Raw genomic sequence first — 25,484 nt, 5'->3', positions numbered from 1 at the left:
AATGAGTAATAAAATGTAAGCCGTCTAATTCATTGAATGTTAGTGGAATTGATTTTTAACTTGCGAGGTTGTTCACAAATAATCATTTATGATCTTTTTGTGATTTCTTGTGATTGGTATGGTGAAGGCGTTACCTGCATGCCAACCTTTTCGGGAGAGCCGTATGGAAACTCTTTACACCATCTTCACCGTCTTTTTTAACCAGGTGATGACCAATGCGCCGCTGCTGTTGGGGCTGGTTACGCTGCTGGGTTACACGTTGCTGCGCAAAAGCGCGGCGGTCATTATCAAAGGCACGATCAAAACCATTATCGGTTTCATGTTGCTGCAAGCCGGTTCCGGCATCCTGACCGGCACGTTCAAACCGGTGGTGGCGAAGCTGTCCGAGGTGTACGGCATCAACGGGGCGATTTCAGATACCTATGCCTCGATGATGGCCACCATCGATCGGATGGGGGAGGCCTATAGCTGGGTCGGCTACGCGGTCTTGCTGGCGCTGGCGCTGAACATACTCTACGTGTTGTTGAGGCGCATTACCGGCATCCGCACCATCATGCTTACCGGCCATATCATGTTTCAGCAGGTGGGGTTGATCGCGGTATTTTTCTACATTCTGGGCTACGGCATGTGGACAACGGTATTGTGCAGCGCGCTGTTGGCTTCACTGTATTGGGGCATCACGTCCAACATGATGTTCAAACCGACGCAGGCGGTGACGGAAAACAGCGGTTTCTCCATTGGGCACCAACAGCAGTTCGCTTCGTGGCTGGCGTATAAGGCAGCGCCGTATCTCGGTAAAAAAGAGGACAGCGTGGAAGATTTGAAGCTGCCCGGGTGGCTGAACATTTTCCATGACAACATCGTTTCCACCGCCATCGTGATGACGCTGTTCTTCGGCATCATTCTTTGCTCGTTCGGCCTGGATACCCTGCAGGCGATGGCCGGTAAAACCCACTGGAGCATCTATATCCTGCAAACCGGGCTGATGTTCGCGGTGGCGATTTTCATCATCGTGCAGGGCGTGCGCATGTTCGTCGCCGAATTGACCGAGGCCTTCAACGGGATTTCCCAACGCCTGATCCCCGGTGCGGTACTGGCCATCGACTGCGCCGCCATCTATAGCTTCGCGCCCAACGCCGTGGTGTGGGGCTTTATGTGGGGCACTATCGGCCAACTGATCGCCGTCGGCATCCTCCTGGCGTGCGGCGCTTCCATCATGATCATTCCCGGTTTCATTCCCATGTTCTTCTCTAACGCCACCATCGGCGTGTTCGCTAACCACTTTGGCGGCTGGCGCGCGGCGATGAAGATCTGCCTGGTGATGGGGATGATAGAGATCTTGGGCTGCGTGTGGGCCATCAAGCTGACCGGGCTGAGCGCCTGGATGGGAATGGCGGACTGGTCGATTCTGGCGCCGCCGCTGATGCAAGGGCTGAGCCTCGGCCTGTGGTTTATGGGCGTGGTGATCGCCATCGCGCTGCTGTACATGTTCTTCGCCGGGCGCACCCTGCGCGCGGAGGAAGATGCTGAAAAACAATCGGTTGAACCAGCGTCACGTTAATAGGAGTGCAGATTATGACGGTACGAATCCTGGCGGTGTGCGGTTGCGGACAAGGCAGTTCCATGATCATGAAAATGAAAGTCGACCAATTTTTAACGCAGCAAGGCGTGGATCATTCGGTCAACAGCTGTGCGGTGGGGGAATACAAATCCGAGTTGAGCGGGGCTGACATCATCATCGCTTCCACCCATGTCGCGGATGAGATCGTCGTCAGCGGCAACAAATACGTGGTCGGGGTGCGCAATATGCTCTCGGCGGCCGACTTCGGTCCGAAGCTGATGGAAGTCATCGGCGCGCATTTTCCGCAAGATTTGAAGCAGTGAGGAGCGAGTCATGAAACTGAGCGATTCGTTGGCGCAGAACAACGCTATTCACCTGCAGGCGGAGGCTGCCGACTGGCGGCAGGCGGTGCGGCTGGGGGTCGATCTGCTGGTGGCCGCCGGCGTGGTGGAGCCTCGCTATTTCGACGCCATTCTGGCCGGCGTCGAACGGCACGGCCCTTACTTCGTGTTGGCGCCGGGCCTGGCGATGCCGCACGGTCGGCCAGAGGAAGGGGTGCTGAAAACCGGCTTCGCCTTGGTCACCTTGAAAACGCCGGTGTGCTTCGGCGATGAGGACAACGATCCGATAGACATCTTGATCACCATGGCGGCGGTGGACGCCAAAACGCATCAGGAGGTGGGCATCATGCAGGTAGTGAACCTGTTCGAAGATGAGGCGAACTTCGATCGCTTGCGGGCCTGTCGCCGCGCGAGCGAGGTACTGGCGTTGATCGAAAAAACGTCCGCGGCGGCGGCGAATTGAAGGAGACATGCAATGAAAACGCATTTACCGATGCTGCAAGTGGCGCTGGATAACCTGTCCATGGCCGCGGCTTACAATACGACGCGCCTGATCGCGGCCGAAGTCGACATCATTGAGGTCGGCACTATTTTGTGTGTGGCGGAAGGCGTACGGGCCGTGCGCGATCTGAAAGCGCTGTATCCGGATCGCATCGTGTTGGCGGACGCGAAAATCGCCGATGCGGGGCAAATTTTGGCGCGGATGTGCTTCGAGGCGCACGCCGACTGGATCACGGTGATCTGCTGCGCTGACATCAATACGGCCAAGGGCGCGCTGCAGGTGGCGCATGAGTTCGGTGGCGACGTGCAGATCGAACTGACGGGATTTTGGACCTGGGAACAGGCGCAGGCGTGGCGTGAGGCGGGTATTGGTCAGGTGGTGTATCACCGCAGCCGTGACGCGCAGGCGGCGGGCGTCGCCTGGAGCGATGACGATATCCGCGCGGTTCATCGCCTGAACGAGATGGGTTTCAAGGTGACGGTTACCGGCGGATTGTCATTGGCGGATTTGCCTCTGTTCCGGGGCATTCCCATCCATGTCTTTATCGCCGGGCGCAGCATTCGCGATGCCGCCGATCCGGTCGCGGCGGCGCGGGAATTTAAACGCGTCATCGCCCAACTGTGGGGCTGAGGAGCGGTTATGTTGCAAAAATCCGTACCGTTGGGCATCTACGAGAAAGCGTTGCCGCCGGGTGAGGACTGGCTGACGCGCTTGCAACTGGCGGGGGAGTTGGGATTCGATTTCGTTGAAATGTCGATCGATGAAAGCGACGGCCGTCTGGCGCGGCTGGACTGGAGCGCCGAACAGCGGCTCGCGTTGGTCAACGCCGTTGCAGCGAGCGGCGTGCGGGTGCCTTCACTGTGCCTCAGCGCCCACCGGCGTTTTCCGTTGGGCAGCGAAGACGACGCGGTGCGGGAACAGGGGCTGGAAATCCTGCGCAAGGCTATTCGGCTGGCGCAGGATACCGGCATCCGGGTGATCCAACTGGCCGGGTATGACGTTTATTACCAGCAGTCTACTGCGCAGACCCGCGCCCGGTTCCGCGCCGGATTGGCGCAGGCGGTGGAGATGGCCAGCCGCGCTCAGGTCATGTTGGCGATGGAAATCATGGACTATCCGCTGATGAATTCGGTCAGCAAGGCGCTGGGCTATGCCCACTACCTGAATAACCCATGGTTTCAGCTGTACCCGGACATCGGCAATTTGTCTGCCTGGGACAACGATGTACAGATGGAGCTCGTAGCCGGACGCGGGCATATCGTGGCGGTGCACGTTAAGGATACGCGGCCGGGAGAGTTTAAGAACGTGCCGTTCGGCGAGGGCGTGGTCGATTTCACCCGCTGCTTCGAAACGCTGCTTGCGAGCGGCTATCGCGGCCCCTATCTGCTCGAAATGTGGAGCGAGAAGGCGCCCGACCCGCTGCAGGCGGTGCGGGAGGCGCGTGCCTGGGTGGTTGAACGCATGGCAGAGGCCGGGTTGGAAATAGGGAGCTAACATGCTGGAACAACTGAAATGGCAGGTCTACAAAGCCAATATGGCGCTGCCTGAGCACGGGCTGGTGACCTATACCTGGGGGAATGTCAGCGGCATCGATCGGGCCAGCGATCTGATGGTGATAAAACCCAGCGGCGTGCCTTATGAAACGATGCGGGCGGAAGATATGGTGGTGGTGAATGCGCGAGGGGAGGTTGTTGAGGGACAACTGCGGCCTTCATCCGATACGCCGACGCATCTGGCGCTGTACCGGGCATTCCCACAACTCGGCGGCGTCGTGCATACGCATTCCACTCACGCCACCGCCTGGGCCCAGGCGGGTGAGGCGATACCGGCGTTCGGCACCACCCATGCCGACTATTTTTCCGGCGACATTCCTTGCACCCGCGCGCTGACGGCGGAAGAGGTGGCGCGGGAATATGAATTGAACACCGGTCGGGTGATTATCGAAACCCTGTGCGGGCGCGAGCCGTTGCACATTCCCGGTATTCTGGCGTATCAGCATGGCCCGTTTAGTTGGGGCTGCTCGCCGGATGAGGCGGTGCATAACGCGGTGGTGCTCGAGGAGGTGGCTAAGATGGCGTGGATCAGCCGGGGCATTAACCCTGGCCTGCGCCGGATCGATGAACACCTGTCGGCGAAACATTTCAGCCGCAAACATGGCGCCGGCGCTTATTACGGCCAGCGCTGACTATCAGGCGCCGTACCCCATCATCTTCAGCAGCTGCTGCGCTTGCTGCACCGCTTCCTGGCGATGGGCCACGCCCAGCTTCTGGTACAGATTGCGGATATGGGTCTTGATGGTGGTGGCCGCTACATCCAACTCACCGGCGATCTGGTCGTTGCTGTAACCGGAATAGATCAGCCCCAGTACCTGCCATTCGCGTTGGGTCAACGGACTGGTGCGGATCAGTTCCGGCACCTGCGGATGGGTCAGCAGCTTATCGACGAAGTTCTCGTCGAAATGCGCGAACTTGTGCCGATGATGCTGGTTGATGTCGCGCAGGATGCGCTGGGCGCGATGCTGTTCCAGCTCCGGCAGCGTGTTGAGCTGGATCAGCTGGCGCAGCTGCTGCGCCATCGCTTCGCCTTCGATGACGAAGTGGCTGATAAAGCCGGTGCGGTTGGCCAGCGACAGCGCTTCGATCAGCGCCTGCTGCGCTTCGCCCTTGCGCTCTTGCAGCCAGTAGAGCTGGTTGCTGAGCAGCAGATTACGGTTGAGATCGCTCACCAGCCGCAGGCGGCGGGCATTTTCGTTCAGTTCATCCAGCACCACGCCGGCCTCTTCATACTGGCCGAGCAGGATCTGCACTCGCGCGATGTTGCGCCATTGCCCCTGCGTGAAGTGGTTGTCCGCCATGCCGGGCTTTTCGGTGTGGCGCAGCCACTGGGCGGCGGCGGCGGTGTCGCCGGTCATCTGCCAGTGGATCACCCGCGACTTGTCGGTGTTGGTCAGCCAGTCGCGATGATAGTGGGCGCCGTGCAGCAGGGTTTCGCAGCGCTGCAGATGGGTATTGGCATTGTCCAGATCGCCGCGCGCCAGCGAGCATTTGGCCAACATGGCGATGCACTGCAGTTGCTGCTGCGGTTGGTAGTTGGCCAGAATTTTCAGCCCGGCTCGCGCCGCGTCTTCCGCTTCGTCCAAGCGCGACCATGACCACAGGATCTGGGCGCGGATGCGCAACAGGAATTCGTGCATCGGCAGCTGTTCCAGGTGCTGCTCGCGGATCAGTTCGAACGCCTTATCCTGGGTTTCGTAAGCGGCCTGCAGGAAGCCTTGGGCGATAAGGATTTCGCTTTGCTGCAGCAGCGCCCAGAGCGCGTAATGGTTCGCCTGATGACGACGCGCCATCTGCTCGGTCTGCTGCATCATCGGCAGCGCGCGCGCCAGTTCGCCCTTGCAGTGGTGCACTTCGCCGGTCACCGAGGTGGCGACGATGCGGCTGTAGTAGCTGGACAGCGGCAGGAATTTCAACGCTTCGGTCGCTAGCCGCTCGGCTTCTTCCGGTTTGCCGGCGTTGATCGCCACCTGGGCGCGCAAGGCGTCGAACTCGGCGTGCAGCGTTTGGTCTATCTCGATTTTCTGTTCGCGCATGGTGCGCTCGGCGCGCTCCAGCAGAGTGTTGACTTCGCTGTAGCGGTGCTGGCTCTGCGCCAGCCAGGCCTGCAGCAGCGCCAGCTTGGGGTTTTGGATCAGGCGCTCATACGGCAGCGCGTTGAGGCACTCCTCCAGCAAGGCCAGTTCGCTGTGGTGGAACAGCGACCAGGCGTGTTGCAGCAGGATATCGCGCAGCATGCTGACGTCGCTGGCCGCCAGCGCGTGGTGAATGGCCTCCGCCGGATACCCCAGCGCCAGCCAGCCTTCGGCGGCGGCGCGGTGCAACCCCGGCAGCTCCAGCGCCAGTTCCCACTGGCAACGCTGGCGCAGGAAAGAGGCGAACAGCGGGTGGAAGTTGAACCATTCGCCGGTGTCGTCCATGCGGTGGATAAACAGCCCCTGGCGCTCCAGCTCCTCCAGCCGCTGCTGGCCGTTGTCTTCGCCGGTCAGCCGCACGATCAGCGCATCGTTCATTGAGCGCAGCACCGAACAGCGCAGCAGGAAGGCGCGCGCATCGGCATCGACGTGATCCAGCACTTCGTCCACCAGATAGTCGGACAGATGGCTGGCGTTCAGCCCCGCCAGCCGCTTGGCCGACAGTTGGGCCGAGGAGGCGGATTGGCGGGCCGACAGCGCGATCAGCTGCAGCGCGGTGGCCCAGCCTTCGACTTCGTCGCACAGGCGGCTGCTGTCCTGCTGTTCCATCGGCGCCGCCAGGCGGCAATCGAAGAACTGTTTGGCTTCCTGATGGGTGAACGCCAGCTGCTGCGTGCCCATTTCCAGCAGCTGATCGCGCACCCGCAGGTTGGCGATGCCGAGCGGCGGCAGGGTGCGCGAGAGCAGGATCAGCGTCAGGTTTTCCGGCTGATGGCGCAGGAAAAAGCGCATGGCTTCGTGAATGGCGTCGTTGGTGATCAGGTGATAGTCGTCGATCACCAGGTACAGCGGTTGATGCCAGTCGGCCAGCTCGATAAACAGCTGGGCGAACAGCGCAGACAGGCTGGCGTACTGGTGCTTCTGGCTCAGCGCCTCGCTCTTGACGCAGCGGCCGCCGCTGGCCTGCTGCAGCGCCGCGATCAGGTAGCTGGCGAAACGCTCCGGCTGGTTGTCGCTCTCATCCAGGGAATACCAGCCCAGATCGGCCTTGCCGGCCGCCCATTGGGCGATCAGCGTGGTTTTCCCGTATCCCGCCGGGCAATTGACCAGTGTCAGACGATAGTTGCCCGCGCTGGCCAGTTTGGCCAGCAGGCGATCGCGGATCACGGTATTTTGCAGCCGTACCGGGCGGCTCAGTTTTGATGGGATCAGCATAGTATTCCAGGATATAAATCGCGGTTCCCGCCGGGATTGGAGTGGCGCTAATTATTTTATGGTTCGTAATTAATAGCTCCCCCTAACTTCTGCCAACCCTAAACGTATTGCAACAAGCTTCCGCATCGGCTTGGAGTTAAGTTGCTATCGATCACACTTTTTTACGTTTGGCGTCGGAGTACGGCGATACGGTTGTGGATCGCATTTCCGGCCATGGACAAAACTTCAGCAGCGCGAATACTGGTGCTAACGTCATGGTTAACGTTCTCAGTGCTCGCCGCACGCGTTGGCGGGCTTTTTTGCATCGTTGCAAGGGAGTCAAAAAGTGCCTGAGATCACAATTCCAGCTACGCCCCAATCCTCCTCCCCAGCTAATCCCCAGGCGGGATGATGCCGTCAGGCTTTCTCACCGGCACGATAGCGGCAATTTGACCCACTTACTGGATAGAGAGTTTTCCTTATGTCACAGCCTACGCTCAAGAAGGATGCTTTTCTGGCGGCGCTCGCCCGTCAGTGGCAACGGTTCGGCCTCAGTTCCGCGCAGCAAATGACGCAACATCAATGGTGGGAAGCCGTCAGTGCGGCGCTGGCCGAGCAACTGGCCGCACAGCCGGCGCCGCGCAAAAGCGCCAAACCGCTGCGTCACGTGAACTACATCTCGATGGAGTTTCTGATCGGCCGGTTGACGGCGAACAACCTGATCAACCTGGGCTGGTACGACACCGTCGAGCAGGCGCTGGCCGAGCAGAACGTCAAGCTGGCGGATCTGCTGGAGCAGGAAACCGATCCGGCGTTGGGCAACGGCGGGCTGGGGCGTTTGGCGGCCTGTTTCCTCGACTCGATGGCGACGGTGGAACAACCGGCCACCGGCTATGGGCTGAACTACCAGTACGGGCTGTTCCGCCAGTCGTTCCAGGGTGGGCAACAGCAAGAGGCGCCGGATAACTGGCAACGCGAGAGCTATCCGTGGTTCCGCCACAACGCCGCATTAGCGGTGGACGTGGGCATCGGCGGCAAGCTGGAGAAGCAGGCCGACGGCCGCGAATTGTGGCGCCCGGCCTTCACCCTGCGCGGCGAAGCCTGGGACCTGCCGGTGCTGGGGTATCGCAACGGCGTGGCGCAGCCGCTGCGTCTGTGGCAGGCGACCCATCAGCATCCGTTCAACCTGAGCGATTTCAACGACGGCAAATTCCTGCAGGCTGAGAAGCAGGGCGTAGAAGCCGACAAGCTGACCAAGGTGCTCTACCCGAACGACAACCATCAGGCCGGCAAGCGCCTGCGCTTGATGCAGCAGTATTTCCAGTGCGCCTGCTCGGTGGCGGACATTTTGCGCAAGCACCATCAGGCCGGCCGCAAGATTGAAGAACTGCCGAAGTATGAAGTGATCCAGCTGAACGACACCCACCCGACCATCGCCATTCCGGAAATGCTGCGCATTCTGCTGGACGAGCACCAGCTGGAGTGGGAGGCGGCCTGGGCGATCACCAGCAACACCTTCGCCTACACCAACCACACTCTGATGCCGGAAGCGCTGGAGCGCTGGGATGAAAAATTGGTGCGCAGCTTGCTGCCGCGCCATTTCTCCATCATCAAACAGATCAACGCCAGGTTTAAAAAATTGGTGGATAAGCACTGGCCGGGCGACGAGGCGATGTGGGCCAAGCTGGCGGTGCACCATGACAAGCAGGTGCGCATGGCCAACCTGTGCGTGGTCAGCGGCTTTGCGGTCAACGGCGTGGCGCAGCTGCATTCGGATCTGGTGGTGAAGGATCTGTTCCCGGAATATCACCAGCTGTGGCCGAACAAATTCCATAACGTCACCAACGGCATCACGCCGCGGCGTTGGCTGAAACAGTGCAACCCGGCGCTGTCAGGCTTGATCGACGAGACGCTGAAGGTGGAGTGGGCGGGCGATCTTGACGCGCTGCGCGGGCTGGAGAAATTCGCCGACGACGCGGCGTTCCGCCAGCGTTATCAGCAGATCAAACGCGACAACAAGGTGGCGCTGGCTCAGTACGTGCACGGCGTGATGGGGCTGAAGCTCGATCCGGACGCAATCTTCGACGTGCAGATCAAACGCTTGCACGAGTACAAACGCCAGCACCTGAATCTGCTGCACATCCTGTCGCTGTATCGCCAGCTGCGCGACAACCCGAATCTGGACATCGTGCCGCGCGTGTTCCTGTTCGGCGCCAAGGCGGCGCCGGGCTACTACCTGGCGAAGAACATCATCTACGCCATCAATCAGGCGGCCGAGAAGATCAACAACGATCCGCTGGTGAAGGATCGCCTGAAAGTGGCGTTTATCCCGGACTACCGCGTGTCGGTGGCCGAACTGATGATCCCGGCGGCGGATATCTCCGAGCAGATCTCCACCGCCGGTAAAGAGGCCTCCGGCACCGGCAACATGAAACTGGCGCTGAACGGCGCGCTGACGGTCGGCACGCTGGACGGCGCCAACGTCGAAATCGCCGAGCAGGTGGGCGAAGACAACATCTTTATCTTCGGCAATACCGTGGAGCAGGTGAAGGCAATAGTGGCGAAGGGCTACGATCCGCTCAGCTACCGCAAGAAGGACAAGCACCTGAAGGCGATTTTGGACGAGCTGGCGAGCGGCGCTTTCAGCCACGGCGACAAGCACGCATTCGACATGATGCTGCACAGCCTGCTGGAAGGCGGCGATCCCTATCTGGTGCTGGCGGACTTTGCCTCGTACTGCCAGGCGCAGCGCCGGGTCGATGAGCTGTATCGCGATCGGGACGAGTGGACGCGGCGGACTATCCTTAACACCGCGCGCGTCGGCATGTTCAGCTCGGATCGCTCGATCCGCGATTACCAGCAGCGCATCTGGCAAGCCAAACGTTAAGGAGAGCGAATGGATCGCAAGCGTATCGATCAGGCGGCAGCGCAGGCGGGGATCGCTGCCGATTTCATCAATGCTCACGGCAAACGGCAGGCGATTGAGCCGCAGACCAAGCGCAAGCTGCTGGCGGCCATGAAGTGGCCCGATGATGCGGTGCAGGATACCGCGCCGCCGCCGTTACCGGCGGTCAAGGTGTTCTATCAGGGCGCGCCGTTGGCGCTGACGCCGACGGGCGAAGGCGAATACCTGTGGGCGCTGCAGCGTGAAGACGGCGAATGCCTGCAGGGGCGCGTCGGCGCGCGCAAGACCCTGACGCTGCCCGGTGAGCTGCCGGCGGGTTACCACCAATTGACGTTGAGCCAGGGCGCACGGCAGTGGTCATGCCGAGTGATCGTCGCGCCGAGGCGCTGCTTCGAGCCGGACGCCTTGTTGACCGGCAAAAAGCTGTGGGGCGCCTGCGTTCAGCTGTACACGCTGCGCTCCGATCGCAACTGGGGCATCGGCGATTTCGGCGATCTGCGCCTGATGGTGGAAGAGGTGGGGAAACGCGGTGGCGCTTTCGTCGGCCTCAACCCGATCCATGCGCTGTACCCCGCCAACCCGGAGAGCGCCAGCCCTTACAGCCCCTCGTCGCGCCGCTGGCTGAACCTGGCGTATATCGACGTCAACGCGGTGGAGGATTTCCAGCGCAGCGACGCGGCGCAGCGCTGGTGGCAGAAGCCGGCGACGCAGAAACAGCTGGCCAAGGCGCGCGCTGCGGAGTGGGTGGATTACACCGCCGTGATGCAGCTGAAACTGGCGGCGCTGAAGCTGGCGTTTCCGGTATTTCAGGCGCGCAAGCCAAACGACGCGCAGCGTCAGGCGTTCGAGCAATTCGTGACGGACGGCGGCGACAGCCTGTACCGGCAGGCGGCCTTCGACGCGCTGCATGCCCATTTGGCGGCGGATGACATCAGCCAGTGGGGCTGGCCGGCCTGGCCCGAACGTTATCGGCAGGGGGATAGCGAAGCGGTGCGGCAGTTCTGCGCTGAACACCAGGAAACGGTTCGTTTTTACCTGTGGCTGCAGTGGCTGGCGGCCACCCAGTTCGCGCAGTGTTTTGACCAGAGCAGGCAGCAGCAGATGCCGATCGGCCTGTATCGCGATCTGGCGGTCGGGGTGGCGGAAGGCGGGGCGGAAACCTGGTGTGACCGCGAGCTGTACTGCCTGAAAGCGTCGGTCGGGGCACCGCCGGATATTCTGGGCCCGCTGGGGCAAAACTGGGGCCTGCCGCCGATGGATCCGCACGTGATGGCGGCGCGCGGGTATCAGCCGTTCATCGATCTTTTGCGCGCCAACATGACCAGCTGTGGCGCGCTGCGTATCGATCACGTCATGGCGCTGCTGCGGCTGTGGTGGATCCCGTATGGTGAAACCGCCGATCGCGGCGCCTACGTCAAATACCCGGTGGACGATCTGCTGGCGGTGCTGGCGCTGGAAAGCCAGCGCCATCGCTGCATGGTGATCGGCGAGGATCTCGGTACGGTGCCGGTGGAAATCGTCGGCAAGCTGCGCGACAGCGGCGTCTATTCCTACAAAGTGCTCTATTTCGAAAGCGACGGCGAACACCATTTCCGCGCGCCGCAGGCCTATCCGGTGCAGGCGATGGCGACCATCACCACTCACGATCTGCCGACGCTGCGCGGCTACTGGCAAAGCGACGATCTGACGCTCGGCAACCGGCTGGGTCTCTACCCGGATGCGGAAATCCTGCGGGCGCTGTTCGCCGATCGGGAACGCGCCAAGCAGGGGCTGCTGGATGGATTGCATCGTTATGGCTGCGTGCCGCAGAAGGTGGGCAAGAAGGCGGCGCTGCTCGGCATGAGCCCGCTGCTCAACCGCGGCCTGCAGCGTTATGTCGCCGACAGCGCCAGCGCCTTGCTTGGCCTGCAGCCGGAAGACTGGCTGGACATGGCCGATCCGGTCAACATCCCCGGCACCAGCGATCAGTATCCTAACTGGCGGCGCAAGCTGACTCAAACGCTGGAAGATATGTTCGCCGACCCGCGGATAAACCGGCTGCTGAAGGATTTGGACAAGCGCCGACGTAAGGTGTCGGTGGGGTGACGATGAGGTGTCGTTGTATTAGGTCAAAGGACGAGAACTTTAGTCCCATCCAAATGACGGATACCCGAATTAATTGGCGTTGCAGCTAGGCGGCAAGTGCGTAAATCCCCAGGAACTTACTTAAGTAAGTGACTGGGGTGCGCGCATGCGGCCAACAACGCTGCAACTTCAAGTAAGAAGGGTATCAGTAGTAGGAGTGCTCGCCGCGCTGGTGCTCGGTCAAATCACGCACGCCTTTCAGCTCCGGGAACTTCTGCAGCAGCTCTTTCTCGATGCCTTCTTTCAGCGTGACGTCGACCATCGAACAGCCGTTGCAACCGCCGCCGAACTGCAGAATAGCCATGTTGTCGTCGGTGATCTCCATCAGCGTTACGCGGCCGCCGTGGCCCGCCAGCTGTGGGTTGATCTGCGACTGCAGCACGTATTCCACGCGTTCCATCAGCGGCGCGTCGTCATCGACCTTGCGCATCTTGGCGTTCGGCGCCTTCAGCGTCAGCTGAGAACCCAGCTGGTCGGTCACGAAGTCGATTTCGGCGTCTTCCAGATACGGCGCGCTCAGTTCATCGACATAGGCGGACAGTTTGTCGAACTTCAGTTCGGTATCCGTCGCTTCTACCGCGTCCGGCGGGCAATAAGAGACACCGCATTCGGCCGTCGGCGTGCCCGGGTTGATCACGAATACGCGGATTTGGGTGCCTTCTTCTTGATTTGCCAGCAGTTTGGCAAAGTGTTCCTGTGCAGCATCTGTTATACGGATCATAGCATTAGCTCAATAGTTGACTTCTATAGTCGGTTATAATACGCCCATTGCCGTGGCACTACAACGTGCGGCAAACGCACCATATCTGCACCGAGGCGGCGCCTTGCCGCCGCAGCAGCGCCGCGATCGCCGAGACGGTGCTGCCGGTGGTCACCACGTCATCCACCAGGGCGATATGCCGGCCGGCGACCGGCACGGTACAGACGAACGCGCGCTGCAGATTGCGTCTGCGGGCAGAGGCGCTCAGCCGCTGTTGCAGGGCGGTTTTGCGCACCCGGCGCAAGGCGGCGGGCCGGTAGGCGCAACCCAACCAGCGCGCCAGCGGCCGGGCCAGCAGATCGCTCTGGTTATAGCCACGGCGCCAGCAGCGTGTTGCATGCAAGGGTACCGCCAAAATCAGGTCGGGTCTGTTCAGATACTGCTCTGCGCGCGCCTGCTGCCAGCGCAACAGCATCAGGCGCGCCAGCGCCGGCGCCAGCTCGGGCGCGCGGTGGAACTTGAACCTTTTTACCAGCAGGCTGAGCGGCGTCACGTAGTCGCCGACGAACACCAGCCGTTGCCAGGGCGGTGGCCGTTGCAGGCAGCGGCCGCAGGGCGTGCGCGTCTCCCCGGCGGGCAGCCCGCAGCGCGGGCAACACGGCGGTCTGGCCGGCAGGTGACGCAGGCAGCAGCTGCAGAGGCCATGACGCATCAGGCTCAATGGCTGTCGGCATAGCCAACAGCGGCTGCGGATTGATAGCATAGCGTCTCCGAGACGGGTAAGCATGAAAGGACAATAACCAATGACAGCGCTGTACTGGCAAACAATAGGTGAAGGCGAACGCGATCTTGTGCTGCTGCACGGCTGGGGGTTGAACGCCGAAGTGTGGAGTTGCATTCAGGCGCGGCTGACGCCGCATTTTCGCCTGCACCTGGTCGATCTGCCGGGGTACGGCCGCAGCCAGGGGGTCGGCGCCCTGTCGCTGGCGCAGATGACGGAAATCGTGCTGGCGGCCGCCCCGCCGCAGGCCTGGTGGCTCGGCTGGTCGCTCGGCGGGCTGGTGGCCAGCCAGGCGGCGCTGATGCAGCCGCAGCGGGTCAGCGGGCTTATCACCGTGGCCTCCTCGCCGTGCTTTGCCGCCCGCGATGCGTGGCCGGGGATCCGTCCGGATGTGCTGAGCGGTTTCCAGCACCAGCTAAGCCTGGATTTCCAGCGCACCGTCGAGCGTTTTCTGGCGCTGCAGACGCTGGGCACCGAGAGCGCGCGTCAGGATGCGCGCCAGCTGAAAGCGGTGGTGCTCAACCAGCCGACGCCGAGCGTCGAAGTATTGAACGGTGGGCTGGAGATCCTGCGCACTGCCGATCTGCGCGCGCCGCTGGCGGAGCTGGATCTGCCGCTGCTGCGGATCTATGGCTATCTGGACGGGCTGGTGCCGCGCAAGGTCGCCGAGCTGCTCGACGCCGCCTGGCCGAACTCCACGTCACAGATCGTGGCCAAAGCCGCCCATGCGCCGTTTATCTCTCATCCCGATGAATTTGTGACGATGATCGAAGCGTTTATTGCAGCACATTGAATGCAGCGTGAAAACGCACAATAGAGCGCGAAAAAAAACGTTGCCGGGTGGATAAAAGACAAAGCTGTTCAATACTTAGTGAGTCAATGCGTTGGCTGCAAAATGAAAAGACCGCGTGCGGCGATTTTCATTTTGGCGTTTCGTCTCTGGGAAACAGGCCCCGTCAGGGAAAGCAACGAGGCCTGAGGATGTCGCGGCAGCCTGCAGTACTACGCATGGATCCAGGACGGCTTTCATAACAGATAAATTATCCATTGAGAGGTTAGTGTCATGAAATCATTGAAGATGATTATTGCAGCGGCAGTGCTGGGTTCGGTGTCTTTCGGCTCCATGGCGGCAACCCTGCTGACCAAGGAAGATCTGGATAAGAATCCGGGTAAATACGAGAAGATCGGCACCGTCACCACCACGGCGGAAACCACGTCGCCGATGGATGCCAAGGAAGAGCTGTCCAAACTGGCGGACGAAAAGGGCGGTCAATACTACGTGATCCTGGCAGGCCGCGAACACGGTAAATTCAGCGCCATCGCCGAAGTTTACAAAGACAAGCAATAAGCCTTGAACGTTCAGGGGCGCCCGCAGCGGCGCCCCTGAACGTTAGGCCTTCAGCCGGTAGAACACCGTGCTGCACCCCTGGCCCTGCGGGCAGCTTTTGCAGCCGCCGCTCAGACAGGCGCCGCCATCCTGTTCGATGCGTTCCACTTTCCCCATCGCCGTCAAACGGTCCAGCATCGCCTGCACCAGCGGCAGCGGCGTCGCCAGCGATTGGCTGAGCTGCTGCGCCTGGGCGCTGCCGCGCAGCGCCAACGCATCGCGCACCTGCAGCAGCCCGGCCATCAGTGGCAGCTCCCTTTGGCGCCCTGACAGCAGGCCGCCGGCGTGGCGTTGCCCAAGCGAACCGTGACGCGGCTGCGCGCCCGGCGCAGGCCAAACAGCACCAGCAGGTTTACCAGCACCACCGCCAGGATCGCCGTCAGGCTGTACTGCGGGTGTTGGTTGAAGGTGGCCGCCTGATAGAACAGCGTTGCCAGCGAATAGGCAACGTTCAGTCCCCACAGGATGGAGAAGGTCATCCAGCCGCGGCTCGATTCACGGGCGATGGCGCCCATCACCGAGACGCAAGGGACATACAGCAGCACGAAGATCAGGTAGCTGTAGGCGGAGATGCCTGAGCCGAATTTGCTGCTCATTACCCCCATCGAGCCGACGCCCATCTCGCCGTCGCCCTTGCTGGCTTCGATCGGGTTGGAGAGCACGCTCAGGCTGAAGGTGTTTTTCAGGCCGTCCCAGGTTTCCTGCAGCGCGCCGCCCAGCTCGTCGAGCAGGTTGAAGTTGGCGGCGTCGAACGCCTCTTTGTTAATATGCTCGGCGGTGTACAGCGTGTTCAGCGTGCCGACCACCACTTCTTTCGCCATCGCGCCGGTCACCAGGCCGACGGTGGCCTGCCAGTTATCGCTGTGGACGCCCATCGGCTGCAGCAGCGGCGTCAGCACCTTGGAGACCGAAGCCAGCGCGGAGTCGTTGATGTTGTCGACCGTTTTGCCGCTGAACGAGAAACTGTTCAGGCCGCCGATAAACATGCTGGCGACCACGATCACCTTGCCGGCGCGCAACACGAAGCCTTTCAGCCGCTGCCAGGTTTGCAGCAGCAGGCTTTTCAGGTGCGGCACGTGGTAGACCGGCAGCTCCATCACGAACGGCGAGGCTTCGCCGCGCATGAGGGTGTATTTCAGCACCAGGCCGGTCAGGATCGCCACCGCGATGCCGAGCATATACAGCGAGAACACCACGCCGGCGCCGTCCTGGCCGAAGAACGCGGCGGCGAACACTGCGAAGATCGCCAGACGGGCGCCGCAGGACATGAACGGCGCCATCATGATGGTGATCAGGCGTTCGCGTTGGGCGTCCAGCGTACGGGCACCCATGATGGACGGCACGTTGCAGCCGAAGCCGACGATCAGCGGCACGAAGGATTTGCCCGGCAGCCCGAGCGCCTGCATCAGGCGATCCATCACGAACGCCGCGCGCGCCATGTAGCCGGAGTCTTCCAGGAACGACAGGAACAGGTACATCATGCCGATCTGCGGCACCAGCGGCAGCACGGTGTTGATGCCGCCGCCGACGCCCTGCGCCAGGAAGACGGTCAGCCAGTCGGGGAAGTGCAGGGTATAGCCGAGCCACTGAATGCCCTGAATGAAGATCGCCGCCGAGCCGATATCGAAGATCGGCTGCAGCGCGCCGCCGATATTGATCGCCAGCAGGAACATCAGGTACATCACCAGCAGGAAGATCGGTACGCCCAGCCAGCGGTTGAGGATCACTTTATCCAGCATGTCGGTCAGGCGGTTGGGCATCGCCTGCTGCGAGTTGCTGACCGCGTCGCACAGGGCGGCGATGGACTGGTAGCGCGCGTCGGCGATCACCAGCGCCGGGTCCTCCTGCTGCTGCTGTTGCAGCGCCTGAATGGCCGCTGGCAGCCGCGCCACGGCGGGGCCGGCCAGACGATGGCTGTAGATGTCGCCCTCCAGCATCTGCAGCGCCAGCCAGCGGCGCTGCGCCGCCGGCAGCGTTTGCGGCATGGCGTCGCTCAGCGTGGCGACCTCTTTCAGCAGCAGCGGCGGGTAGTTCACCAGCGCCTGCTGTTCGTTGATGCGATGATTGTCGATCATTTGTTTCAGCACGCCGATGCCGTCGGCGCGGGTGGAGACCATCGGCACTACCGGGCAACCGAGGCGCGCCGACAGGGCGGCGACGTCGATATCGATATGCTGGCTTTTGGCGATGTCGAGCATGTTGAGCGCCACGATGCAGGGAATGCCCAGCTCCAGCAGCTGCAGCGTCAGGTAGAGGTTGCGTTCCAGGTTGGAGGCATCCACCACGTTGATCAGCAGATCGGCGTCGCCGCTCAAAATGTAGTGGCAGGCGATCTGCTCATCGAGCGACGTCTGCTCCGAAATGGTGGTCAGGGAGTAGGTGCCGGGCAAATCGACCAGCCGCACGTCGGACTGCGGGGTGGTGAAATGGCCTTCCTTGCGTTCGACCGTCACGCCCGCCCAGTTGCCGACCCGCTGGCGCGCGCCGGTCAGTTGGTTGAACAGCGTGGTTTTGCCGGAGTTCGGGTTGCCGATTAAGCCGATGGTGAGTTTTTTCATAGTTCTGCGTGTCGTCTTCAAGGAGAACAGCGCCGGCGCAAAGGCGCACCGGCAAACGGAGGGCGCGCCGGCTCAGGGCTGGCCGTCGAGCTGCAGCAGCGCCAAATCCTTCCTGCGCAGCACCAGGCTGACGCGGCGGGTTTTAATTTCTATCGGATCGCCCAGCGGCGCGACGCGCACCACGTCGAACGAAGAGCCGGGCAGCATGCCGAGCGATAACAGTTTCTGGCGGTAGGCCGGCGCAATCTCGCTGGAAAAGCCGACAATCTTATATGTGCGTTTAGGTTGAAGCTGCATGTCATTAACCTTCCGGGTGCCGATGAGCATCGGGCTGATGATAATTGGACGTTGCCGGCGAAAATACCACGCCGTCGGCGGTATTCATCCATAAGGTCATGCAATAAAGTGAGCGAAAATAATAGTAATTATCATTATCGCGTTCAATACAAAAAGTAAGGGTATTGTAACCAATTATTTTGGCGGCGGCCGCTTTTTGGCTGGCCCCCTTGATAATCCCCGTTTTACCACCGCTTTTACGCAGCGGCAAATGAGAATGGCGAGTTAAATCAGTTACGTATTTGTAGCCAGGTTTTCTCGTTTGCAAATGGCGATGGCGTTTTTTCCTTTTTTATTTCTGGTGAAAGGCAATTCAATAACATTATTCCGCCGTAATGCGAGCGGTAACCATTTGTGTTTCTCTCACAATTCGCGAGATGAAAAATGCGTGTTAACGGAGTTGTTAATAAACGGCTGCAGAAGGGATTTTTGCTGGCTGAATAATGGGAGGACGGTCACACAAGAACGGGAAATAAAAAGATGATGGTTTATTGAGACGGGTCAAAAATGCCGCAAGTTTTCTTCATTGGAAAGGGCGGAGCAGGCTCCGCCCTGTTGGTCTGACTTAGCGTTTCTTGCCGAAAGCCGCCGCCAGCGCGTCGCCCATGGCGCTGTTGCCGGCCGGCGCCGCATTGCGCGGTTTGGCCTTGTTGCCGCCCGCCGAACGGTTGGCGTTGTCGCGCGCCTGTGCCGGCGCGTTGCCGCCGCGGCGCGGCGAGCCTTCGCCCGGTTGCTCATCCAGACGCATGCTCAGCGCGATGCGTTTGCGTTGCAGATCGACTTCCATCACCTTCACTTTGACGATGTCACCGGCTTTCACCACGGTGTGCGGATCTTCGACGAACTTGTCCGCCAGCGAGGAGATGTGCACCAGGCCGTCCTGATGCACGCCGATATCCACGAAGGCGCCGAAGTTGGTGACGTTGGTCACCGACCCTTCCAGGATCATGCCCGGCTGCAGATCGTTGAGGGTTTCCACGCCTTCGGCAAAGGTGGCGGTTTTGAACTCCGGACGCGGGTCGCGGCCCGGCTTCTCCAGCTCTTTCAGAATGTCGGTGACCGTCGGCACGCCGAACTTGTCGTCGGTGAAATCGACCGCTTTCAGGCTGCGCACCGCCGAGGCGTTGCCCATCAGATCCTGCAGCGCCTGCTCGGTGGCGGCCAGAATGCGCTGCACCACCGGGTAGGCTTCCGGGTGGACGGTAGAGGCATCCAGCGGGTTGTCGCCGTGGTTGATGCGCAGGAAGCCGGCGCACTGTTCGAACGCTTTCGGCCCCAAACGGCTGACTTTCAGCAACTGTTCACGGTTGCTGAAGCGGCCGTTCTCGTCGCGCCAGTTGACGATATTCTGCGCCATCATGCGCGTCAGGCCGGCCACGCGGGTCAGCAACGGCACCGAAGCGGTGTTCAGATCGACGCCGACGGCGTTCACGCAGTCTTCCACCACCGAGTCCAGCTTTTTCGCCAGCTGGCTCTGGCTGACGTCGTGCTGATACTGGCCGACGCCGATGGATTTCGGGTCGATCTTCACCAGCTCCGCCAGCGGATCCTGCAGACGACGGGCGATGGACACCGCGCCGCGCAGCGACACGTCGAGATCCGGGAACTCCTGCGCCGCCAGTTCGGACGCGGAATACACCGACGCGCCCGCTTCGCTGACGATCACTTTCTGCGCCCGGACGTCGCTGAACTGCTTTTGCAGGTCGAGATAGAAACGCTCGGTTTCACGCGAAGCGGTGCCGTTGCCGATCGCCACCAGCTCCACGTTGTGTTTGATGCACAGCGCCGCGACGATGGCGGCGGCTTTGGCCGCTTGCCCGGTGTGCGGATAGACGGTGTCGGTGGCCACCAGTTTGCCGGTCGCGTCGACCACGGCGACTTTCACCCCGGTGCGCAGGCCCGGATCGAGGCCCATGGTGGCGCGCATGCCGGCCGGCGCGGCCATCAACAGATCATGCATGTTGCGGGCGAAGACGTTGATCGCTTCATCCTCCGCGCGTTCGCGCACCGTGCCCATCAGCTCGGTTTCCAGGTGCAGCAACACCTTGATGCGCCAGGTCCAGTTGACCACCGCCTTGCGCCAGGCGTCGGCCGGAGCGTTGTTCAGGCGCAGATTGAGGTGATTGATGATGATCAGCTCCGCCTGGCTTTCGCGCGGCGCTTCCTCAAACTGCGGATCGGCGTTCAGCGCCAGCTGCAGCACGCCTTCGTTGCGGCCGCGGAACATCGCCAGCGCGCGGTGCGAAGGCACCTGGGAAATCGGTTCGTGGTGATCGAAGTAGTCGCGGAACTTGGCACCTTCGTCTTCCTTGCCCTCGACCACTTTGGAGACCAGATGGGCGTTTTTCCACAGGTAGTCGCGCACCTTGGCCAGCAGCGCGGCGTCTTCGGCGAAGCGCTCCATCAGGATATAGCGCGCGCCGTCGAGGGCGGCTTTCACGTCCGCCACGCCCTTCTCGGCGTCGACGTAGCGTTCAGCCAGCTGTTCCGGCTGCTGTTGCGGATCCTGCCACAGCGTGTCAGCCAGCGGTTCCAGACCAGCTTCGATGGCGATCTGGCCACGGGTGCGGCGCTTGGGTTTGTACGGCAGGTAGAGGTCTTCGAGTTCGGTCTTGCTCAGCGTGGCGTTGATCGCCCCCGCCAGTTGTTCGGTCAGTTTGCCCTGTTCATCGATCGACTTCAGGATGGTCTGACGACGATCTTCCAGTTCACGCAGATAACCCAGGCGGGTTTCCAGCTGGCGCAGTTGGGTGTCGTCCAGGCCCCCGGTGACTTCCTTACGATAGCGTGCAATAAAGGGCACGGTATTACCTTCATCCAGCAGACGGATGGCGGAGTCGACTTGCTCCGGCCGGGCCTGCAGTTCTGTTGCAATAATGCGGCTCAGTGGGTCATTCATAGGTCTGGTATCTGTATTGAGAACGGTGAATAAACAGGGGACAGTTATACGGATTGATCGCGGAAAATGCCAGCGGAGCGGGCCGCCGCCGCGCGGCCGCGGCGTGGAGAACAGCTCAGGCGGCGGCGTTGGCGGCGGTTCGGAAAAAGCTGAAAGCTTACTTCGGGTAGTTTATCTCGTTAACGTACCACTGCGCCTCGCCCAGCGGGGTATTGACGGTGGCGACGTCCCCGACCTCTTTTTTCAGCAGGGCGCGCGCCATCGGCGCATCGATGGAAATGTAATCCTTGCGGCCGAAAATCTCGTCGTAGCCGACGATGCGAAAACGTTTGATCTCGCCGTCGTCATTTTCTACCTCCACCCAGGCCCCGAAGAACACTTTGCCTTCCTGCTGCGGGGAGTAATCGACGATCTTCAACTGCTCCAGGCATTTGGTCAGATAGCGGACGCGGCGATCGATCTCGCGCAGCCGCTTCTTGTTGTATTGGTAGTCGGCGTTTTCGCTTCTGTCGCCCAGGCTGGCGGCCCAGGTCACTTTCTTGGTCACCTCGGGGCGTTCTTCGCGCCAGAGGTAATCCAGCTCTTGTTTGAGCTTGTCATACCCTTCACGGGTTATCAGTTGAGTTCTCATCGTGATTTATCTTTATGGGGCCACCGCCACAGTGTACGTGAATGCGCAGGGCTTTAAAAATGGCGCGCGGGCCTGCGCCTTGTCGCACGGTTTTTATTCAGTTTGCGCAGCTTTTAACAATCGGGAGTATGCTTAGCGATAGCGGAAAAGGAATGTGACGAAAGGAGGATATCTGGCGAGAGAGACAAGGAATTTTGGCGCACAACCCAACACATTGAAGGTATTACCGCATGGAATTTAAAGATTACTACGCCACGATGGGCGTTGAGCCCAACGCCGATCTGAAAACCATCAAAACGGCCTACCGCCGGCTGGCGCGTAAATATCACCCTGACGTGAGCACTGAAGACGACGCCGAGAGCAAGTTCAAGGAACTGGCCGAAGCCTATGAGGTACTGAAGGACGACGAGCGCCGCGCCGAGTACGATCAGATCCGGCTGCATCGCAACGATCCGAACTTTGGCCGCCAGGCGCGCGGCGATCACGGCGGCTATCAGCAGAGCGCCTCATGGCACGGCGGCGGTGCCGACGCGCAAGACTTCTCCGACTTCTTCGAGAGCATGTTCGGCGGGCGGGCGGCGGGCGGGCACCGTTCCTCTGCGCATTCGCACGGCGGGCATGGCTTCCGTGGCCAGGATCTGGAGATGGAGGTGCCGCTGTTCCTCGAGGAAACGCTGCATGGTCAAAGCCGCGAGATTTCCTACAAGCTGCCGGTGTACGACGAACTGGGGCGGCAGGTAAGCGAAGCCAGCAAGACGCTGAACGTGAAAATTCCGGCCGGCGTGGGCGACGGCGAGCGCATTCGCCTCAAGGGGCAGGGCGTTGCCGGCGTGGGCGGCGGCCAGAACGGCGACCTGTATCTGGTTATCCGCCTCGCGCCGCACCCGCTGTTTGAGATAGACGGCCACAACCTGAGCATCGTGGCGCCGCTCGCTCCGTGGGAAGCGGCGCTCGGCGCCAGCATTGAGGTGCCGACGCTGACCGGCAAAATCGCGCTGACCGTGCCGGCCGGCAGCCAGAGCGGCAAACGGCTGCGGGTCAAAGGCAAAGGGTTGGCGGGCAAGAAAGAGCCCGGTGACCTGTACGTTATTCTCAAGGTGGTGATGCCGCCGAAGCCGAACGAGAAGGCCAGCGCCCTGTGGCGGGAACTGGCTGAACAGGCGGCGTTCAACCCGCGCGCGGAATGGGAGTAAAGCAGATGATGAAAAAAGAGATCACTTTCACCGTGGTGGAATTGTGTCAGAGGGTGGAGATTTCAGAGGACGAGCTGGTCGAGATCGTCGGCCTGGGCGTTATCGTGCCGCTGGAGCCGGCGCAGCCGCGCTGGGAGTTTGATTATCCGGCGCTGAGCCATCTGCAGCGCGCACGCAGGCTGCGGGCGGAGCTGGATCTGGACTGGCCGGGGATCGCCATGGCGCTGACGCTGCTCGATCGAGTTGATGCGCTACAGCAAGAGAACCGGCAGCTGCGTAGGCAGCTGGCGCGTTTCTTGCAAACTTCCTGACCCGACAGCTGAACGCCACCGGGCGCTTCCCGGTGGCGAAATTGCACAAAATTGGGCCGTCGCCCCACATTGCGCCGATAAAGGGCGAAATTTTGACGAACCCCCGTCGACATTCACTGAAAATTGTTGATAAATGGGGAAAAGAATAAGCTTTGTAACAATTTCGTCTAGAATACATACCATTAAACGCTGTCTCAAATGGCAAGGTTTTCTAACAATATTCGAGTCAGGCAATAAAGCCTTTGGGAGTAATACCATGCAAGAGAATCATAAGATCCTGGTTGTCGATGATGACATGCGCCTGCGCGCGCTTTTAGAACGTTATTTAACCGAGCAGGGCTTCCAGGTTCGCAGCGTTGCCAACGCTGAGCAAATGGATCGCTTGCTGACTCGTGAATCCTTCCATTTGATGGTGCTCGATCTGATGTTGCCGGGCGAAGACGGCCTATCCATCTGCCGCCGCCTGCGCAGCCAGAGCAACCCGATGCCGATCATTATGGTCACCGCGAAAGGCGAAGAGGTCGATCGCATCGTGGGCCTGGAAATCGGCGCCGACGACTACATTCCTAAACCGTTCAACCCGCGTGAGCTGTTGGCTCGTATCCGCGCGGTGCTGCGCCGTCAGGCGAACGAACTGCCGGGCGCGCCTTCGCAGGAAGAAGCGGTGATCGCTTTCGGCAAATTCAAACTGAACCTCGGCACCCGCGAGATGTTCCGCGAAGACGAGCCGATGCCGTTGACCAGCGGCGAGTTCGCGGTACTGAAGGCGCTGGTCAGCCACCCGCGTGAACCGCTGTCGCGCGATAAGTTGATGAACCTGGCGCGTGGCCGCGAATACAGCGCCATGGAACGCTCCATCGACGTGCAGATCTCTCGTCTGCGCCGTATGGTTGAAGAAGATCCGGCGCATCCGCGTTATATCCAGACCGTGTGGGGTCTCGGCTACGTCTTCGTCCCGGACGGCAGTAAGGCATGAGGCGATTGCGCTTTTCACCGCGTAGCTCGTTTGCCCGAACCCTGTTGTTGATCGTCACCTTGCTGTTTGTCAGCCTGGTGACGACCTATCTGGTGGTGCTGAACTTCGCCATCCTGCCCAGCCTGCAGCAGTTCAACAAGGTATTGGCCTACGAAGTGCGTATGCTGATGACCGATCGGCTGCAGCTGGAGGACGGCACGCTGCTGGAGGTGCCGCCGGCGTTCCGCCGTGAGATCTACCGCGAACTGGGCATCTCTCTCTACACCAACTCGGCGGCGGAGGAGAGCGGCCTGCGCTGGGCGCAACACTACCAGTTCCTCAGCCAGCAGATGGCGCAGCAGCTCGGCGGGCCGACCGATGTGCGGGTGGAGGTGAACAAGAACTCCCCGGTGGTGTGGCTGAAAACCTGGCTGCAGCCCGATATCTGGGTGCGCGTGCCGCTGACGGAAATCCACCAGGGCGATTTCTCGCCGCTGTTCCGCTATACGCTGGCGATTATGCTGCTCGCGATCGGCGGCGCCTGGCTGTTTATTCGTATTCAAAACCGCCCGCTGGTGGAGCTGGAACATGCGGCGCTACAGGTGGGCAAGGGCATTATTCCGCCGCCGCTGCGCGAGTATGGCGCTTCCGAAGTGCGGTCGGTGACTCGCGCATTCAATCAGATGGCGTCGGGCGTCAAACAGCTGGCGGATGACCGTACGTTGCTGATGGCCGGGGTCAGCCACGATCTGCGTACGCCGTTGACGCGCATCCGCCTGGCGACGGAGATGATGAGCGCCGAAGATGGCTATCTGGCCGAGTCGATCAATAAAGACATCGAAGAGTGCAACGCCATCATCGAGCAGTTCATCGATTATCTGCGCACCGGGCAGGAAATGCCGACCGAAAGCAGCGATCTGAACGCCATTTTAGGCGAAGTGGTCGCGGCCGAGAGCGGCTATGAGCGGGTGATTGAAACCGCGCTGTCGCCGGGCGAGCTGATGATGAACGTACATCCGCTGTCGATTAAACGGGCGGCGGTGAATATGGTGGTGAACGCGGCGCGTTACGGCAACGGCTGGATCAAAGTCAGCAGCGGCCGTGAGCTGCAGCGCGGCTGGTTCCAGGTGGAAGATGACGGCCCGGGCATCAAGCCGGACGAGTTGAAGCACCTGCTGCAGCCGTTCGTACGCGGTGACAGCGCGCGCAGCACCAGCGGCACCGGCCTGGGGCTGGCGATCGTGCAGCGTATTATCGACGCGCATGACGGCGAACTGGATATCGGCACCAGCGAGCGCGGCGGGCTATTGATCCGCGCTTATATTCCGTTGCCGATGGAGAAAAAAGAGTCGACCAACGGCCATCAAACGGCCAGGGAAACCGCCTGACCTCTGATGTGGGCCGCGCCGCTGCGGCCC

The 25,484-nt window shown here is 61.0% G+C and carries 23 protein-coding genes; 14 read left to right on the top strand and 9 right to left on the bottom strand.

The genetic code is table 11. The annotated features are described in order from the left end of the window. The first annotated feature begins 163 nt into the window (after positions 1-163). From ulaA to J9788_RS21345, 6 genes are read left to right on the top strand one after another with little or no spacing between them, the layout of a single operon-like run. Positions 164-1,561, top strand: a complete 1,398-nt coding sequence (ulaA, locus tag J9788_RS21370; RefSeq protein ID WP_046898693.1) for a PTS ascorbate transporter subunit IIC — start codon at positions 164-166, stop codon at positions 1,559-1,561. A gap of 14 nt (positions 1,562-1,575) precedes the next feature. Then, positions 1,576-1,884, top strand: a complete 309-nt coding sequence (ulaB, locus tag J9788_RS21365; RefSeq protein WP_033645301.1) for a PTS ascorbate transporter subunit IIB — start codon at positions 1,576-1,578, stop codon at positions 1,882-1,884. A 10-nt stretch (positions 1,885-1,894) separates the two neighbouring features. Further along, the gene (gene ulaC / locus J9788_RS21360) at positions 1,895-2,365 is read left to right on the top strand and encodes a PTS ascorbate transporter subunit IIA (RefSeq protein ID WP_182265708.1); all 471 of its coding nucleotides are present in this window, start codon (positions 1,895-1,897) and stop codon (positions 2,363-2,365) included. Between the two features lie 12 nt (positions 2,366-2,377). Then, entirely contained in the window at positions 2,378-3,034 is a 657-nt protein-coding gene (locus tag J9788_RS21355; RefSeq protein ID WP_182265709.1) for a 3-keto-L-gulonate-6-phosphate decarboxylase UlaD, read from the top strand. A 9-nt stretch (positions 3,035-3,043) separates the two neighbouring features. Further along, positions 3,044-3,898, top strand: coding sequence for an L-ribulose-5-phosphate 3-epimerase (locus J9788_RS21350; protein ID WP_182265710.1), 855 nt, complete (start codon positions 3,044-3,046; stop codon positions 3,896-3,898). 4 nt (positions 3,899-3,902) lie between these two features. After that, the gene (locus J9788_RS21345; RefSeq protein ID WP_046688554.1) at positions 3,903-4,589 is read left to right on the top strand and encodes an L-ribulose-5-phosphate 4-epimerase; all 687 of its coding nucleotides are present in this window, start codon (positions 3,903-3,905) and stop codon (positions 4,587-4,589) included. Positions 4,590-4,592: 3 nt separating this feature from the next. On the opposite strand, the gene malT is transcribed toward J9788_RS21345, so the two are convergent. Further along, a complete protein-coding gene (malT, locus tag J9788_RS21340; RefSeq protein WP_033651750.1) occupies positions 4,593-7,307 on the bottom strand; it encodes an HTH-type transcriptional regulator MalT in 2,715 nt (904 codons plus the stop codon). Positions 7,308-7,767: 460 nt separating this feature from the next. On the opposite strand from malT, the gene malP reads away from it, so the two are divergent. Beyond that, positions 7,768-10,173 carry a maltodextrin phosphorylase gene (gene malP / locus J9788_RS21335; protein ID WP_046898697.1) on the top strand — a complete coding sequence of 802 codons (2,406 nt, stop codon included), beginning with the start codon at positions 7,768-7,770 and terminating at the stop codon, positions 10,171-10,173. A 9-nt stretch (positions 10,174-10,182) separates the two neighbouring features. Next, positions 10,183-12,276 (top strand): 4-alpha-glucanotransferase, encoded by a 2,094-nt coding sequence (gene malQ / locus J9788_RS21330; protein ID WP_182265711.1) that lies wholly within the window; start codon positions 10,183-10,185, stop codon positions 12,274-12,276. A gap of 184 nt (positions 12,277-12,460) precedes the next feature. Here malQ and nfuA read toward each other — a convergent pair whose 3' ends face one another. Together nfuA and gntX are read right to left on the bottom strand one after the other, a co-directional pair. After that, positions 12,461-13,036: a Fe-S biogenesis protein NfuA gene (gene nfuA, locus J9788_RS21325; protein ID WP_004930777.1), complete on the bottom strand. Its 576-nt coding sequence runs from the start codon at positions 13,034-13,036 to the stop codon at positions 12,461-12,463. A 58-nt stretch (positions 13,037-13,094) separates the two neighbouring features. Then, positions 13,095-13,778 carry a DNA utilization protein GntX gene (gene gntX, locus J9788_RS21320; protein WP_182265712.1) on the bottom strand — a complete coding sequence of 228 codons (684 nt, stop codon included), beginning with the start codon at positions 13,776-13,778 and terminating at the stop codon, positions 13,095-13,097. 40 nt (positions 13,779-13,818) lie between these two features. Here gntX and bioH point away from each other — a divergent pair, with 40 nt between their 5' ends. Next, positions 13,819-14,589, top strand: a complete 771-nt coding sequence (gene bioH / locus J9788_RS21315) for a pimeloyl-ACP methyl ester esterase BioH (RefSeq protein ID WP_182265713.1) — start codon at positions 13,819-13,821, stop codon at positions 14,587-14,589. A 270-nt stretch (positions 14,590-14,859) separates the two neighbouring features. Next, positions 14,860-15,144 (top strand): YdgH/BhsA/McbA-like domain containing protein, encoded by a 285-nt coding sequence (locus J9788_RS21310; protein ID WP_004930765.1) that lies wholly within the window; start codon positions 14,860-14,862, stop codon positions 15,142-15,144. 42 nt (positions 15,145-15,186) lie between these two features. Here the strand turns inward: J9788_RS21310 and J9788_RS21305 are convergent, their stop codons facing one another. From J9788_RS21305 to greB, 6 genes are all read right to left on the bottom strand, one after another. After that, on the bottom strand, positions 15,187-15,426 hold the full coding sequence (locus J9788_RS21305) for a FeoC-like transcriptional regulator (RefSeq protein ID WP_016930385.1): 240 nt from the start codon (positions 15,424-15,426) through the stop codon (positions 15,187-15,189). Beyond that, entirely contained in the window at positions 15,426-17,741 is a 2,316-nt protein-coding gene (feoB, locus tag J9788_RS21300) for a Fe(2+) transporter permease subunit FeoB (RefSeq protein WP_033645292.1), read from the bottom strand. Before feoB ends, J9788_RS21305 begins: the two co-directional genes overlap by 1 nt. 72 nt (positions 17,742-17,813) lie before the next feature. Further along, positions 17,814-18,038, bottom strand: a complete 225-nt coding sequence (gene feoA / locus J9788_RS21295; RefSeq protein ID WP_033645291.1) for a ferrous iron transporter A — start codon at positions 18,036-18,038, stop codon at positions 17,814-17,816. A 4-nt stretch (positions 18,039-18,042) separates the two neighbouring features. Then, on the bottom strand, positions 18,043-18,345 hold the full coding sequence (locus J9788_RS21290; protein WP_182265714.1) for a hypothetical protein: 303 nt from the start codon (positions 18,343-18,345) through the stop codon (positions 18,043-18,045). A 297-nt stretch (positions 18,346-18,642) separates the two neighbouring features. After that, positions 18,643-20,976: a Tex family protein gene (locus tag J9788_RS21285; RefSeq protein WP_046898702.1), complete on the bottom strand. Its 2,334-nt coding sequence runs from the start codon at positions 20,974-20,976 to the stop codon at positions 18,643-18,645. 157 nt (positions 20,977-21,133) lie between these two features. Then, positions 21,134-21,607: a transcription elongation factor GreB gene (greB, locus tag J9788_RS21280; RefSeq protein ID WP_033645289.1), complete on the bottom strand. Its 474-nt coding sequence runs from the start codon at positions 21,605-21,607 to the stop codon at positions 21,134-21,136. 230 nt (positions 21,608-21,837) lie between these two features. Between greB and cbpA the strand changes: the two genes are divergently transcribed. From cbpA to envZ, 4 genes are all read left to right on the top strand, one after another. Further along, complete coding sequence (cbpA, locus tag J9788_RS21275) at positions 21,838-22,800, top strand: curved DNA-binding protein (protein ID WP_046898703.1); 963 nt, start codon at positions 21,838-21,840, stop codon at positions 22,798-22,800. Positions 22,801-22,805: 5 nt separating this feature from the next. Next, positions 22,806-23,111: a chaperone modulator CbpM gene (locus J9788_RS21270; RefSeq protein WP_004930739.1), complete on the top strand. Its 306-nt coding sequence runs from the start codon at positions 22,806-22,808 to the stop codon at positions 23,109-23,111. A gap of 256 nt (positions 23,112-23,367) precedes the next feature. Then, the gene (gene ompR / locus J9788_RS21265; RefSeq protein WP_004709363.1) at positions 23,368-24,087 is read left to right on the top strand and encodes a two-component system response regulator OmpR; all 720 of its coding nucleotides are present in this window, start codon (positions 23,368-23,370) and stop codon (positions 24,085-24,087) included. Continuing rightward, a complete protein-coding gene (gene envZ, locus J9788_RS21260; RefSeq protein ID WP_033645286.1) occupies positions 24,084-25,454 on the top strand; it encodes a two-component system sensor histidine kinase EnvZ in 1,371 nt (456 codons plus the stop codon). The genes ompR and envZ overlap by 4 nt, the downstream gene beginning before the upstream one ends. The last annotated feature ends 30 nt before the right edge of the window (positions 25,455-25,484 follow it).

The sequence above is a fragment of the Serratia sp. X10 genome, from assembly GCF_017811775.1.
GTDB lineage: Bacteria > Pseudomonadota > Gammaproteobacteria > Enterobacterales > Enterobacteriaceae > Serratia > Serratia ureilytica.
This window is presented reverse-complemented; position numbering and strand designations above follow the sequence as displayed.